Origin of the sequence: Novosphingobium sp. SG919, assembly GCF_012932495.1 — a bacterium.
GTDB classification, from domain to species: domain Bacteria; phylum Pseudomonadota; class Alphaproteobacteria; order Sphingomonadales; family Sphingomonadaceae; genus Novosphingobium; species Novosphingobium rhizosphaerae.
The window spans coordinates 1,367,456-1,380,393 of the sequence record NZ_JABCNG010000001.1; the positions used below are offsets into that span (position 1 = coordinate 1,367,456).

General features: G+C 64.4%; 11 protein-coding genes. 6 read left to right on the forward strand and 5 right to left on the reverse strand.

Annotation, left to right across the window (positions count from 1 at the left end; all coding sequences use genetic code 11):
* The first annotated feature begins 70 nt into the window (after positions 1 to 70).
* Positions 71 to 391 carry a thioredoxin gene (gene trxA / locus FHT19_RS06135; RefSeq protein ID WP_110760936.1) on the forward strand — a complete coding sequence of 107 codons (321 nt, stop codon included), beginning with the start codon at positions 71 to 73 and terminating at the stop codon, positions 389 to 391.
* A gap of 119 nt (positions 392 to 510) precedes the next feature.
* Here trxA and FHT19_RS06140 read toward each other — a convergent pair whose 3' ends face one another.
* Genes FHT19_RS06140 through argJ form a run of 3 tightly spaced genes read right to left on the reverse strand, consistent with a single transcriptional unit; the run spans position 511 to position 3,155 of the window.
* Positions 511 to 1,320 carry an inositol monophosphatase family protein gene (locus FHT19_RS06140; RefSeq protein WP_169474297.1) on the reverse strand — a complete coding sequence of 270 codons (810 nt, stop codon included), beginning with the start codon at positions 1,318 to 1,320 and terminating at the stop codon, positions 511 to 513.
* Positions 1,317 to 1,922, reverse strand: a complete 606-nt coding sequence (locus tag FHT19_RS06145) for a glutathione S-transferase (RefSeq protein ID WP_169474298.1) — start codon at positions 1,920 to 1,922, stop codon at positions 1,317 to 1,319. The genes FHT19_RS06140 and FHT19_RS06145 overlap by 4 nt, the downstream gene beginning before the upstream one ends.
* Positions 1,923 to 1,928: 6 nt before the next feature.
* Positions 1,929 to 3,155 (reverse strand): bifunctional glutamate N-acetyltransferase/amino-acid acetyltransferase ArgJ, encoded by a 1,227-nt coding sequence (gene argJ, locus FHT19_RS06150; RefSeq protein WP_169474299.1) that lies wholly within the window; start codon positions 3,153 to 3,155, stop codon positions 1,929 to 1,931.
* 127 nt (positions 3,156 to 3,282) lie between these two features.
* On the opposite strand from argJ, the gene FHT19_RS06155 reads away from it, so the two are divergent.
* The 4 genes from FHT19_RS06155 (at position 3,283) to FHT19_RS06170 (ending at position 7,382) form a co-directional block, all read left to right on the forward strand.
* On the forward strand, positions 3,283 to 3,903 hold the full coding sequence (locus tag FHT19_RS06155) for an energy transducer TonB (protein WP_169474300.1): 621 nt from the start codon (positions 3,283 to 3,285) through the stop codon (positions 3,901 to 3,903).
* 65 nt (positions 3,904 to 3,968) lie between these two features.
* Positions 3,969 to 4,235: a hypothetical protein gene (locus FHT19_RS06160; protein ID WP_169474301.1), complete on the forward strand. Its 267-nt coding sequence runs from the start codon at positions 3,969 to 3,971 to the stop codon at positions 4,233 to 4,235.
* Positions 4,236 to 4,367: 132 nt separating this feature from the next.
* The gene (gene secA, locus FHT19_RS06165; protein WP_169474302.1) at positions 4,368 to 7,100 is read left to right on the forward strand and encodes a preprotein translocase subunit SecA; all 2,733 of its coding nucleotides are present in this window, start codon (positions 4,368 to 4,370) and stop codon (positions 7,098 to 7,100) included.
* An 81-nt stretch (positions 7,101 to 7,181) separates the two neighbouring features.
* The gene (locus FHT19_RS06170; protein WP_110760943.1) at positions 7,182 to 7,382 is read left to right on the forward strand and encodes a hypothetical protein; all 201 of its coding nucleotides are present in this window, start codon (positions 7,182 to 7,184) and stop codon (positions 7,380 to 7,382) included.
* 53 nt (positions 7,383 to 7,435) lie between these two features.
* Here FHT19_RS06170 and FHT19_RS06175 read toward each other — a convergent pair whose 3' ends face one another.
* Positions 7,436 to 9,451 carry a M13 family metallopeptidase gene (locus tag FHT19_RS06175; protein WP_169474303.1) on the reverse strand — a complete coding sequence of 672 codons (2,016 nt, stop codon included), beginning with the start codon at positions 9,449 to 9,451 and terminating at the stop codon, positions 7,436 to 7,438.
* A gap of 139 nt (positions 9,452 to 9,590) precedes the next feature.
* On the reverse strand, positions 9,591 to 9,998 hold the full coding sequence (locus FHT19_RS06180) for a low affinity iron permease family protein (protein WP_168554724.1): 408 nt from the start codon (positions 9,996 to 9,998) through the stop codon (positions 9,591 to 9,593).
* Positions 9,999 to 10,511: 513 nt separating this feature from the next.
* Between FHT19_RS06180 and FHT19_RS06185 the strand changes: the two genes are divergently transcribed.
* Positions 10,512 to 12,938, forward strand: coding sequence for a TonB-dependent receptor (locus FHT19_RS06185; protein WP_169474304.1), 2,427 nt, complete (start codon positions 10,512 to 10,514; stop codon positions 12,936 to 12,938).

Below are 12,938 nucleotides of genomic sequence, written 5' to 3' on the forward strand. Positions count from 1 at the left end.
GCGCCTTGCCGGTTGCCAAGCCGCCAGCGCATCCTAGATACCGTCTCAACTGATCAACGGAGTTTCGTTCATGTCCACCAAAGCCGTCACCGACGCCAGCTTCTCTGCCGAAGTCCTCCAGTCCGACAAGCCCGTGCTGGTGGATTTCTGGGCCGACTGGTGTGGCCCGTGCAAGATGATCGCCCCCGCGCTGGAAGAGATCGCCGAGGAACTGGGTGACAAGGTGACCATCGCCAAGGTGGACATCATGGAAAACACCACGACTGCCAGCGATTTCGGCGTGCAGTCGATCCCGCTGCTGATCCTGTTCAAGGATGGCAAGCCAGTCGCGCAGAAGCTGGGCGCCGCGCCCAAGAGCCAGCTCAAGGGTTGGCTGGAAAGCGTTCTGTAAGAGGCTTGTGGCGCGCGCTTGCGCCCTTCGACAGGCTCAGGGCGAACGGAGGTGGGGAAGATTACCTCAAAATCCCGTTCGGGCTGAGCTTGTCGCAGCCCCTTGCAGTCAAGCGCACGTTACAAGGCAGCCAGCCGCTCCGCCATGGCATCGAACAGCACCGGGCTGCTGGCCGCGACCAGGCCCTTTTGCCCCACCTGATCGACGCGATAGGGCCGGCCATCGGGCCGTGCAGCCTTGCCGCCGGCTTCGTTGACGAACAAGACGCCGGCCGCATGATCCCACGCGAGCGTGCGCTCGAAAATCGAGACATCGTTTACGCCGAGCACCAGGCGGGGGTATTGTTCCGCGGCGCAGCGCGGAATATCCACCACGCTATAGTGCGGCAGGATGTGCTGGCGCATCGCCTCGCGCTGGGCCATGTCCATGAAGACGGTGGAAATCGCGGCCACGGGCGGCACTTGCCCGGTGGCCTGCGCGCGCACCGGCATGCCGTTCACAAAGGCGCCACGCCCCTTTTGCGCGGTGCACAGGCGGCCTGACAGCACATCGTAGATCCAGCCCGCCACGCATTCGCCATGTTCGGCGAGCGCGATCAGCACGCCGAACGGCGGCTTGCCGGCGGCGAAATTGTTGGTGCCGTCCAGCGGATCGATGATCCAGCACAGCCCATCGCCCAGCCGGTCGAGCAAGGCGGGATCGGCATGGGCGGCTTCCTCGCCCACGATCGTCGCCTTGGGCAGCAGGGCCGCCAGGCCTTCGCTCAGCAGCCGTTCGGCGTGGGTGTCGGCTACGGTCACCACGTCGTCGGCGGCCTTGGCGGTCACGTCGTCATCGGCCAGTTGGCGATAGCGCGGGGCAATGGCTTCCTGCGCCACGCGGGCGATCAGGGTGCCCACGGCGGCGTCAAGCTCTGCGGTCCAACTCATGTGAAGGGAACCGCCGCGATTTCCTGAAAGCCGGGGCGGGTGCGCAAACGAGCCATCCAGGCCTCCACATGGGGCAGCGTTGGCCGTTCGATCGGCAGGCTGAACCACGTGTGGGCATATGTGCCCATCGGAACGTCAGCCACGCCGAATGCATCGCCGGATAGGAACGGCTGCCGGGCCAATTGTGCGTCCAGCATGGCCATGAGTTCAGCGCAAGCAGCGGCAGACTTGGCCACAACCGGATCGCTGCCGTCCTTGCCGCCGCGCACGCAGCCCAGGAACGCGTCGCGCTGGGCATCGGCATAGAGGAATTGCCAGTCCATCCACTGGTCCCCCTGCGCGCGTGCCGCCGGATCGGCAGGCCACAGCTGCGGGGCATGGGCGGCAAACAGATAGCGCAGGATCGCGTTGGATTCCCACACCACCACGCCGTCATCCTCGATCATCGGCACCAGGCGATTGGGATTTTTGGCGAGGTAGTCGCTCGAATAGCCGAACGACCCGCCCATATCGTGGCGCTCGAAATCCAGCCCGCACTCGCGCGCGCCCCAGACCACTTTCTTCACGTTGTGCGAATTGATCCGGCCCCAGATGGTCAGCATGGTGGCTCAGCTCCGGTAGTCGGCGTTGATCGAGATGTAGCCATGCGTCAGATCGCAGGTCCACACCGTGGCGCGGCCCTGGCCAAGGCCAAGGTCCACCTCGATCGAAATTTCGCGGCCCTTGAGATGCGCCGCCACCGGCGCTTCGTCATAGTCGGCCAGCGGCTGGCCGTCCCTGGCCGCCCAGGTGCCGCCAAAGCCGATCGACAGGCGGTCGCGGTCGGCGGGTTCGCCGGCCTTGCCCACGGCCATGACCACGCGGCCCCAGTTGGCGTCTTCCCCGGCGATCGCGGTTTTTACCAGCGGCGAATTGGCAATGGCCAGGCCCACGCGGCGCGCGCTTTCGTCCGAAACCGCGCCGGAAACGGCCACGGCGATGAATTTCTGCGCGCCTTCGCCATCCTTGACCACCAGATGCGCAAGGTCGCGGCAGACCTGCTCCAGCGCGGCGGCAAAGGCTTCGCCGCCCACGCTATCCAGGCTGGTCAGTGGCGCGTTGCCCGCCTTGCCGGTGGCAAAGGCCAGCACGGTGTCGCTGGTGGATGTGTCGCTATCGACCGTGATGCACGAGAACGTGCGCTTGTTCGCGGCCGAGAGGCATTCCTGCAGGAACGCGGGCGAAACTGCTGCATCGGTAAAGACATAGCCCAGCATCGTCGCCATGTCGGGCGCGATCATGCCCGAACCCTTGATGATCGCGCTAAGCGTCACGGTCTTGTCGCCCACGATGGCCGTGGCGGTGGCGCCCTTGGCAAAAGTATCGGTGGTGCCGATGGTGTTTGCCGCCTCTTGCCAGGTGCAGGGCGGGGCCAGCAGCGCGGCCTCGATCCCCGCGCGGGCCTTGTCCTTGGGCAGCGGCACGCCGATCACGCCGGTGGAGGAGACGAAGACCGCTTCGCGCGCGCAGCCCAGATGCGCGGAAACCTGGTCCATGATCGCTTCCACCGCCTCGCGCCCGCGATAGCCGGTAAAGGCATTGGAATTCCCGGCATTGACCACAAGCGCGCGCGCGGCGCCTTGCGCCACGTTCTGCCGCCCCAGTTCCACTTCGGACGAGCAGCACAGGTTGCGGGTGAACACGCCGGCCACCGCCGTGCCTTCGTCCAGCTCCACATAAGTCAGGTCGCAGCGGCCCCAGTCCTTGTACCCGGCGCGCGCCACGCGCGGGGTGACGCCGGCAATCGCGGGCAGGGCGGGGAAGGGCGAGGCGAGCGGGGAAACGGCGTCAGACATGGCCGCGTTCCCTAGCGATTCGGCTGCGCCGCGTCCATGGCTCAGCTTGCGCCAAAGCGGTGGTGCGCATGGTTGACCCTGGCGCGGGCAATCGGCATCACCGGGAGCGGTAAGAGGGGAAGCACCAATGACTTTTGCACCGCGCAACCTTGCCTGGCTGGGCCTGACGGCGGGATGCGCCATGGCAGCGCCGGCGGTGGCCCGCGCGCCGGCGATCGTTCCGGCTCACCCGCTCGGCAATCCGGGCGATTGGGTGACTCCGAACGACTATCCCGCGCGCGCCTTGCGCAATGGCGAAAACGGAACCGTGGGATTCGCGCTGAGCTACGATGCCCAAGGCAAAGTCACGGCGTGCGAAGTCACCGCCAGCAGTGGATCGGCCGATCTTGACGAGGTCACCTGCCAATCGCTGATGGCCCGCGCCGGCTTCAAGCCGGGCACGAAAGGCGGCAAGCCCGAGGCGGGCGTCTATCGCAGCTCGGTGCGCTGGCAGATTCCCGACGATGGCAACGGCGATGTGCCCGTGCCGGGCAGTATGTCGTTATCCTACACGATCAACGCCGATGGCCATGTCTCGGATTGCGTGGGCATCGATGAAAAGGGCGTGCAAAATCCGATTCCGGCCGGCAGCGGTCCGCCGGCCTGCGCCAGTGGCGCGTTGTTGAAGCCGGCGAAGGACGCCAGCGGCAAGCCGGTGAGCAAGCGCGTGACGCTGATTTTCACCACCAAGGTGGACGACGTACCCTGAGCTTTGCGCCCAAATCTGCCGATTGCGCTTTACGCGCGGCGAGCCGTTCCCTATCTCCCGTCGTAATGCGCTTTCTGCTCGTCCTGTTTGCCCTGCTCAGCGGCCTTTCGCTGCCCGAGGTGGCCAATGCCACCACGCGCACCGAAGTGGCCGGTGCCGCGCAGGCCGGATTGGCCGTGGCCCCGGTGGCCGCGCATTGCGTGGTGCAGGCCGCCCGCGTGCGTGCCGCGCGCCCGGCTTTCGATGTGGCGCAACACGCTGCATCCGCCCCGCTGGCGCCGCTGGTGCTGGCCCACGCAACGACCTTCCGCTGCGACCGCGCGCGCGAATAAGCGCCGCATTGCCCGCGTTCCGCCGGGCACCAATCCGTGATTTTCGCGTTGCCGGCCCCATGCACGCATGCTGCGCGCGGCACAAGCCAGGCCCCTTTGGCCACACCCATTTGCACAACAGGAAACACCGCCATGTTCGGCGCCCTTGCCAAGTCCATTTTCGGTTCGTCCAACGATCGCTATGTCAAGTCGCTCGACAAGCAGGTGAAGAAGATCGCCGCTTTCGAGGCCGAGATGCAGGCGATGAGCGATGAGCAGCTTGCCGCCCAGACGGTGAAGTTCCGCGCCGCGCTCGAAGCGGGCGCCAGCCTTGACGATCTGCTGCCCGAAGCCTTTGCCACCGTGCGCGAAGCATCGGTGCGGACCATGGGCATGCGCCATTTCGATGTGCAGATGATCGGCGGCATGGTGCTGCACCGGGGCGAGATCGCCGAAATGCGCACCGGCGAGGGCAAGACCCTGGTGGCGACGCTGGCGGTTTACCTCAACGCACTGGAAAGCAAGGGCGTTCACGTGGTGACCGTGAACGACTACCTGGCCAAGCGTGACGCCGAAACGATGGGCGTGCTTTACAAGTTCTTGGGCCTGACCGTGGGCGTGATCGTGCCCAACCTCAACGAGTACGAGCGGCGCCAGGCCTATGAAGCCGACATTACGTATGCCACCAACAATGAGTTGGGCTTCGATTACCTGCGCGATAACATGAAGCACGAACGCTTGCAGATGGTGCAGCGTCCCTTCAATTACGCCATCGTCGACGAAGTGGACTCGATCCTGATCGACGAGGCGCGCACGCCGCTGATCATCTCGGGCCCTACCGACGACAAGAGCGATCTCTATCTCTCGGTCGATGCGGTGGTGAAGACCATCGATCCCAAACACTACGAAGCCGACGAGAAGACCAAGAGCATCACCCTGACCGAAGACGGCGTGGAATGGGTGGAGCGCGCGCTGGAGGATGCCGGGCTGCTGGTCGGCACCAACCTCTATGACATGGAAAACACCATGGTGGTCCACCACCTGGACCAGGCGCTGAAGGCCAATGTCATGTTCAAGCGTGACATCGACTACATCGTCAAGGACGGCAAGGTGGTGATCATCGACGAGTTCACCGGCCGCATGATGGATGGCCGGCGCTGGTCCAACGGCTTGCACCAGGCGGTGGAAGCCAAGGAAGGCGTGCGGATCGAGCCTGAAAACCAGACCATGGCCTCGATCACCTTCCAGAACTACTTCCGCATGTATCCCAAGCTTTCGGGGATGACCGGGACGGCCGCGACCGAGGCGACCGAGTTCTTCGAAATCTACAAGATGAACGTGGTGACCATTCCCACCAACGTGCCGGTCATGCGCATCGACGAGGAAGACGAGTTCTACAAGAACACCACCGACAAGTTTGCCGCCATCGCCCGCCTGATCCGCGAAAAGAACGAGATCGGCCAGCCCGTGCTGGTCGGCACCGTGTCGATCGAGAAATCGGAACTGCTGAGCGAGTTTCTCAACCGCGAGGGGGTCAAGCACGCGGTGCTCAACGCCCGCTTCCACGAGATGGAAGCCCACATCGTGGCCCAGGCGGGCCGCCTGGGCGCGGTGACCATCGCCACCAACATGGCCGGCCGCGGGACCGACATCAAGCTGGGCGGCAACCTGGAATTTCGCATCGACGATGAACTGCGCGATGTGCCCGAAGGGCCCGAGCGCGATGCCGCAATCGCCCGCATGTCGGCCGAGATCGAGGCGGAGAAGGCCCAGGTGCTGGCCGCTGGCGGCCTGTGCGTGATCGGCACCGAGCGGCACGAAAGCCGCCGCATCGACAACCAGTTGCGCGGCCGTTCGGGCCGCCAGGGTGACCCGGGCCTGTCGAAGTTCTACCTGTGCCTGGAAGACGATCTGCTGCGCATCTTCGGGCCGGACACGCTGTTTTCGCGCATGATGAATTCCAACCTGGCCGATGGCGAGGCGATCGGATCGAAGTGGCTGTCCAAGGCCATCGAGACCGCGCAAAAGAAGGTGGAAGCGCGCAACTACGACATCCGCAAGCAGGTCGTCGAATACGACGACGTTATGAACGACCAGCGCAAGGTGATCTACGAGCAGCGCGCCGACATCATGGATGCCGACGCGGTGGACGACGTGGTGGTGGACATGCGCCACGACACGATCAATGCCATGGTCGGCGATGCCTGCCCGCCGGGGTCCTATCCCGAGCAGTGGAACGTGGCCGGCCTCAAGGAGCGCGTGGCCGACGTGCTGGGCCTGACCCCGCCGATCGACGATTGGCTGGAAGAAGACGCGGTGGAAGCGGAATTGATCAGCGAGCGCCTGATCGCGCTGGCCGATGCGCACATGGCCGCCAAGCTCGACACCGTGGACCGTGCTTCGTGGGGCAATCTCGAAAAGTCGATCCTGCTCGAGCGGCTTGACCACCATTGGAAGGAGCACTTGGCCACGCTCGACGCGCTGCGCCAGGTGGTGTTCCTGCGTGCCTACGCACAAAAGACCCCAATCAACGAATACAAGCAGGAAGCCTTCGGCCTGTTTGAAAAGATGCTCGACGCGATCCGCGAGGACGTGACCCGCATCCTGATGATCAGCGAAATCCGCATGCAGCCGATGGAAGATTTCCAGTTGCCCGAACTGCCCGATTTCCTCACCAGCCACATCGATCCGTTCACCGGCGAAAACGATGCGCAACCGCAAGTGCCGGGCGCCGCGGCGATGCTCGGGGCCCTGGGCGGGGCGCAGGCGAGCGCGCCGGTGGCGGCGGGCGAAGACCCCTATGCCGGGCAGGGCATCAGCCGCAACGCCCCGTGCCCCTGCGGCTCGGGCCAGAAGTACAAGCACTGCCACGGGCTCGCGGCCTGATCGCCAGCCCTGCCGACTATTCCAGCCCCGGCCAGCCCACGCGCCGGCCGGGGCTTTCTATTGCAATCCAAGGAGCCCGTTGTGGACAAGACTATCAAGCTCACGCTGAGCGAGGATGAAGGCGAAATGATCGTGGACGCGTTGGAGGTGGACCTGGAAGGCTACCTTGAATCCGCCAAGGAAGCGCGCGGCAACAACAACCGGGCCGACGTGGAAACCTTCACCGAAGCGGCCGAACGCATCAGCAAGCTGATCGCCAAGATCCGCGCCAAGCTGGACTGATCACCCACAAAAAAGCCCCCTCCTGAAGAGGGGGCTTTCTTTTTTCCGTCAGTTCACCACAGCTTGGCGCGCTTGTCGGCGGGAATGTACATCGCATCACCCGGCTTGACGCCAAAGGCCTGGTACCATGCCTCGATATTGGGCAGCGGGCCCAGGATGCGGAAGCGGGCCGGGCTGTGCGGGTCGGTCGTCACCTGGTTGCGCAGGGCATCCACGCGCTGGTTGGCGCGCCAGGCCTGGGCGAACGAGAGGAAGAAGCGCTGGTCGCCGGTCAGCCCGCCGATCACCGGCGCAGGCTTGCCGCGCAGCGACTTGTGATACGCGTCGAGCGCCACCTGCAAGCCGGCAAGATCGGCGATGTTTTCGCCCATGGTCAGCTTGGGATTGATGAACGCGCCAGGCGCGGCTTCGAACCGCGCATATTCGTCGCCAAACACTTTCGCTTCGGCTTCGAACCGCTGCGCATCCTGCGGCGTCCACCAATCGGCGATGGCGCCCTTGGCGTCAATCTTGCGGCCCTGGTCGTCAAAGCTGTGGCTGATTTCGTGGCCGATGATCGCGCCCGTTGCGCCATAGTTTACCGCGTCATCCGCGCGCGGATCGAACAGCGGCGGCTGCAGGATGCCGGCCGGAAACACGATCTGCAGCTTGGCCCCGCCGTTGTAGGCGTTCACCGTCTGCGGGTTCATGCCCCATTTCTTGCGATCGACCGGCTTGCCCAGGTCTTCCTTCGCATAATCGGCGTTGAAGCGGGCCACGCGTACGACATTGCCGTAAAGATCATCGGGCTTGATCGTCAGCGCCGAATAGTCCCGCCACTTGTCGGGATAGCCAACCATCACGTCGATCCGCGCCAGCTTGGCCAGCGCGGCTTGCTTGGTCGGCTCGCTCATCCACGGATTGGCCTGGATACGGGTTTCGAAGGCGGCGCGCAGATTGGCCACCAGCGCCTGCATCCGCGCCTTCGATTGGGGCGGGAAATACTTGGCGACATAAGCCTGGCCGGCTGCTTCGCCCAATTGGCTGTTGACCAGTTCCAGCCCGCGCTTCCACCGGGGCTTGATCTGGGCAACGCCGGTCAAGGTGCGGGAGAAGGCAAAGCGGCTGTCGACCATCGCCTTGGTGAGGAAGGGCGAGGCCTGGTCGGCGACATGGAATGCCTGCCACAGCTTGAGCGTTTCGAGCGGGGTTTGCGCATAGAGCGCGGCAATGTCGCGGATCGCGGTGTTTTCGCGCACGATGATGCGCGGTTGCGGGGCAACGCCGGCGCCGTCGAAATAGGCTGCCCAGTCCAGCCCCGGCGCATAGTCGGCAAGCTGGGCTGAAGACATCGGGTTGTTGGTGGCGCTGCGATCGCGGCGGCGGGCAATATCCCAGCTCAGCGTGGCAATCTGGGTTTCGAACGCCATGATCTTGCTGGCCGCGTCGGCGGGCTGGGGCACGCCCAGGGTTTGCAGGGTGCGGGTGATATAGGCGACATAGGCTTCGCGCTGCGGCGCGAATGCGGGCTTGAGGTAATAGTCCCGCTCGGGCAGGCCCAGGCCGCCCTGGCCGAGCGAAAGGACGTTGAGCCCGGCATTGGCCGTATCGGGCCCCACGCCATAATCGATCATGCTGATGCCGAAGGTGCCTTGGGCCGCGCCCATATAGCGGGCAAAGGCGGCCTTGTCGGGCAGGGCCATCACTTTGGCCACATCGGCCTGAAGCGGCGCGATCCCGCGCTGTTCGACCGCGGCTTCATTCATGAAGCTGGCATAGAGCGCGCCGACCTGGCTGTCTGCTGGCATGCCGGCCACCAGGTCTTTCATCTGGGCCTGCACGTGCTCGTCGATCAGGGCCAGCGTGCCGATGTTGGGCCGATCATCCGGGATCGGCGTGCGCGCTTTCCATTTGCCGTTGGCATACGTGTCGAAATCGTCGCCCGGCTTGACCGAAAGATCGCGGCCGGAAAGATCCACACCCCACCCACCGATTGCTCCCTTCGCCACCGGGGCGGCGGCGGGCCTGGCTGCGGGCGCCGCCAGTGTCGGCTGCAGCGCTGCCACCATGGCCGTGGAAGCGAGAACCATTATCCGCAATGTCACAGTGCCATTATCCTTGCTCTATCCGCATGTTGCAGCCAACCTAGCCCAAGGCGGTTTCATCTGAAAGTGTCTGATGGTGTCGATGCCATTGAAATAAGGGCAGGTCTTCGCAATCACCACCGCTTCATCGGCGGCGCAGCAGCACTTCCACGCTCTGTTCCACGCTGGCCTGCTTGGTGTCGCAGCCGCTTTCCTGTTCCAGCGCGGTGCGGATATCGGAAATCTTGCTGTCGGACAGGTGCTCGATCCCGATGAAATCGCCGCGTGCGCCGTCCAGCGCGCGGATCAGTTCGTCCAGCTTGGCCTGCATCGCCGCCGCATCGCGGTTCTGGGCGTTCTGGATCACGAAGACCATCAGGAACGTAACGATGGTGGTGCCGGTGTTGATCACCAGCTGCCAGGTGTCGGACCAGGCGAAGATCGGTCCCGATATGGCCCAGACGAGAATGATCAGGGTGGCCAGGGCAAAACTCGCCGGTTGGCCGGCCAGCGCAGAGATGCGGTTGGCAAATGCGGTAAAGAGCCGGTCCATGGCGCAGGTTCTTTCTGAAAGGATTGCTGTTTTGTGTCTGAACCGCCGGGCAAAGGCGGTGGTTCCCGAAAGGGCAGGGAACCGGTTCCAGCAACCAGGCTTTTGGTGCGCCCAAGAATTGCTTTGCCACGCGAACCTATCACGGTTGCTTGACGGTCAAAACTCTATCAAATAAATAGAGATCAAGACGCAGCGGGCTGGCCCCACGCTGTGCCGGCCCGCGAGGGCCGCGTCGTGGGCCCGCGGCTTTTGATCGGGAAGCAGCTTGCTCCGCGTTACCAACGGCTAAAGCGCGCGAACGCTGGGGCGACATCGCCAGGCTTCGTGTTCCCCGCTGTTTCAGGGGTTATACGATGCAATGCCAATCATAAGATCATAACAAGCGCCGCACGCCCCGCACCCTGCCAGGGAAGGGCCCGCGCGCAAACCCACATCCAGATTTTCCAATGGCTGCGCGGCGTTGCCGTGCGCGGCACGCTTGCTTGCGCGGCCTGTCCATGAGGGACCTGTTTCATGTCGATTTCGTTTGCCACCCGCCCGGCCACGGGCCTGGGCGCGCTGCTGCTTGCCTCTACCGCGCTCGCGCTGCCCGGCCTTGCCCACGCGGCTGATAGCGCCGCGTCCGCCGCAGCCGAACAGGCGCCCGCGCCCACGGCTGACCCTGCCAGCCCCGATGTGACCGACGCCAGCGCCATCACCGTCACGGCGCGTCACCGCGAGGAAAAGCTGCAGAACGTGCCGCTGGCCATTTCCGCGATTTCGGGCGCGGAACTGACCACCAAGCGGATCGAGCGGGTCAGCGAGTTCGCCCTGCGCGTGCCCAATTTCAGCGCCCTGCAGCAGAACACCCGCGTCTCGGGCCTCTACATCCGTGGCCTGGGCGGCAATGCCAGCAACGATGGCGCCGAAGGCGGCGTGGGCCTGATCGTCGACAACGTGTTCTTCACCCACGTGGGCTTTTCCTGGCTCGATTTCGTCGATCTGGAAAACATCCAGGTGGTGCGCGGGCCGCAGGGCACGCTGCTGGGCAAGAACACCACGATCGGCGCGGTGATCGTCCAGACCGCCAAGCCCAAGTTCGAACCGTCCTATACCCTCCAGGCCACCTACGGGAATTACGATGCGGTGCAGGTGCGCGCCAACGCCACCGGGCCGATCATCGCCGACAAGCTGGCCTATCGCCTGACCTTTGCCGAAAGCAAGGGCGGCGGTTGGAACACCAACGCCTACAATGGCGCCAAGCTGCTCGACAACAACCGTTGGTCGGTGCGCGGGCAACTGCTGTTCACGCCCACGTCCAACTTCTCCTCGCGCCTGATTGCCGAGCATTACGAGACGAACGAATACAACAACTTCTATCCGCCAGTGGCAGACGTTACGCAGAACCTGAACCTGAACGGCACGGTCAATTCGGCGCGCACCGGCAGCTGGACGGCCAAGCTGGCGCGGTTTGGCTACACCCCCAATCTCAATGGCCCCTACAACGCCAATCTCAACAACCAGGACCGCCTGGTGGCCAACACCGATGGCGTTTCGAACGAGATCAACTGGGATCTGGGTGGCGTCAACCTGACCGGCGTGACCGCGTGGCGCCGGCTCTATTTCCGCCCCTACAATGACAGCGACTATAGCCCGCTGAACATCTATCGTGCCGGCTATGACGTTGACGTCAATCAGTATTCGCAGGAACTTCGGCTGGCTTCGGACAAGGGCAGCACGATCGACTGGCAGGTTGGCGCCTATTACCTGCACGAAAAGCTCCGCAGCAACCTGCGCACGATCTTCGGGTCCGATGCTTCCACGTTCTTCCTCGCCTCGGGCGTGCCGTCCTCCTACCTCAACGGGCTGGAATACGATCGCGACGGGCACCTGACGATCGACAGCATCGCCGGGTTCGGCCAGGTGACCGCGCACGTGACTTCCACGTTCTCGATCACCGGCGGCGTGCGCTATACCTGGGAAAAGAAGCAGGTGAACGTTGCCGGCTATGCCCTCAACGTCAGCAGCCTCAATCCCGCAGGCGCCACCTTGCGCACGGCCTTGCTCAACAATCTGGGCGGCACCACGGGCGCAGCGGCAGGCGCCTATACGCTCGACAACGAAGTCAGCCGTGGCTCGGTCGCCTGGTTGATCAACCCGGCCTGGCAGGTCACGCCGGGCGTGCTGCTCTACGCTTCGGCCAGCCATGGCGAAAAGTCGGGCGCGGCCAACACGTCAGCCACGGCGGCCCAGGCGGCGCTGGTGATCACCCGCCCGGAAAAGTCCACCGATTTCGAGGCCGGCATCAAGACCAGCCTGGCCGGCGGCAAGGCGACGATCAACCTCAACTTCTACAACAACACCATCACCGATTATCAGGGCACCCGCGTCGACCAGACCAACGCCTCGTTCGGGACCTACCTTGCCAACGTGGGCAAGGTGCGCCTGCGCGGTTTCGAGCTGGAAACCACCTATCGCCCGGTGCCGGCCTTGGGCCTGAATGCCAACGTCGCCTATAACGACGCGAAATACCTCGATTATGCCGATGCCCCGGCACCGCTGGAATTCCAGGTGGCCAATGGCGGCGCGGCCGTGCCGCTTTCGCTCACAGGCTACCAGGTGGCCGGCGCAGCCAAGTGGACGGTGCAGGGCGGGATCGATCTCGACCAGCCGATCGGGGGCGAGTGGAACCTCACCGGCTATGCCAACACCAGCTGGAAAAGCCGGATCGCCTATATCAATCCGCGCTCGATCTATGGCTGGCAGGCCCCCGTCGCGATCACCAACGTCGGGCTGGGCCTGCGCACGCAGGACAACCGCTGGCAGCTTCAGGCCTGGGCCAAGAACGTGACCAACGAACGCTATGCGGTGTCCTATGGCGCGGCCAGCGCCTCGGCCCCGGTGATCGAGGTCTATGGCAACCCCCGCACGTTCGGCGGCACGATCACGCGGACGTTCTGA

Coding starts and splice junctions, on each gene's coding strand:
- trxA (WP_110760936.1), top strand. CDS start 71: ATGTCCACCAAAGCCGTCACCGACGCCAGCTTCTCTGCCGAAGTCCTC.
- FHT19_RS06140 (WP_169474297.1), bottom strand. CDS start 1,320: ATGAGTTGGACCGCAGAGCTTGACGCCGCCGTGGGCACCCTGATCGCC.
- FHT19_RS06145 (WP_169474298.1), bottom strand. CDS start 1,922: ATGCTGACCATCTGGGGCCGGATCAATTCGCACAACGTGAAGAAAGTG.
- argJ (WP_169474299.1), bottom strand. CDS start 3,155: ATGTCTGACGCCGTTTCCCCGCTCGCCTCGCCCTTCCCCGCCCTGCCC.
- FHT19_RS06155 (WP_169474300.1), top strand. CDS start 3,283: ATGACTTTTGCACCGCGCAACCTTGCCTGGCTGGGCCTGACGGCGGGA.
- FHT19_RS06160 (WP_169474301.1), top strand. CDS start 3,969: ATGCGCTTTCTGCTCGTCCTGTTTGCCCTGCTCAGCGGCCTTTCGCTG.
- secA (WP_169474302.1), top strand. CDS start 4,368: ATGTTCGGCGCCCTTGCCAAGTCCATTTTCGGTTCGTCCAACGATCGC.
- FHT19_RS06175 (WP_169474303.1), bottom strand. CDS start 9,451: ATGGTTCTCGCTTCCACGGCCATGGTGGCAGCGCTGCAGCCGACACTG.
- FHT19_RS06180 (WP_168554724.1), bottom strand. CDS start 9,998: ATGGACCGGCTCTTTACCGCATTTGCCAACCGCATCTCTGCGCTGGCC.
- FHT19_RS06185 (WP_169474304.1), top strand. CDS start 10,512: ATGTCGATTTCGTTTGCCACCCGCCCGGCCACGGGCCTGGGCGCGCTG.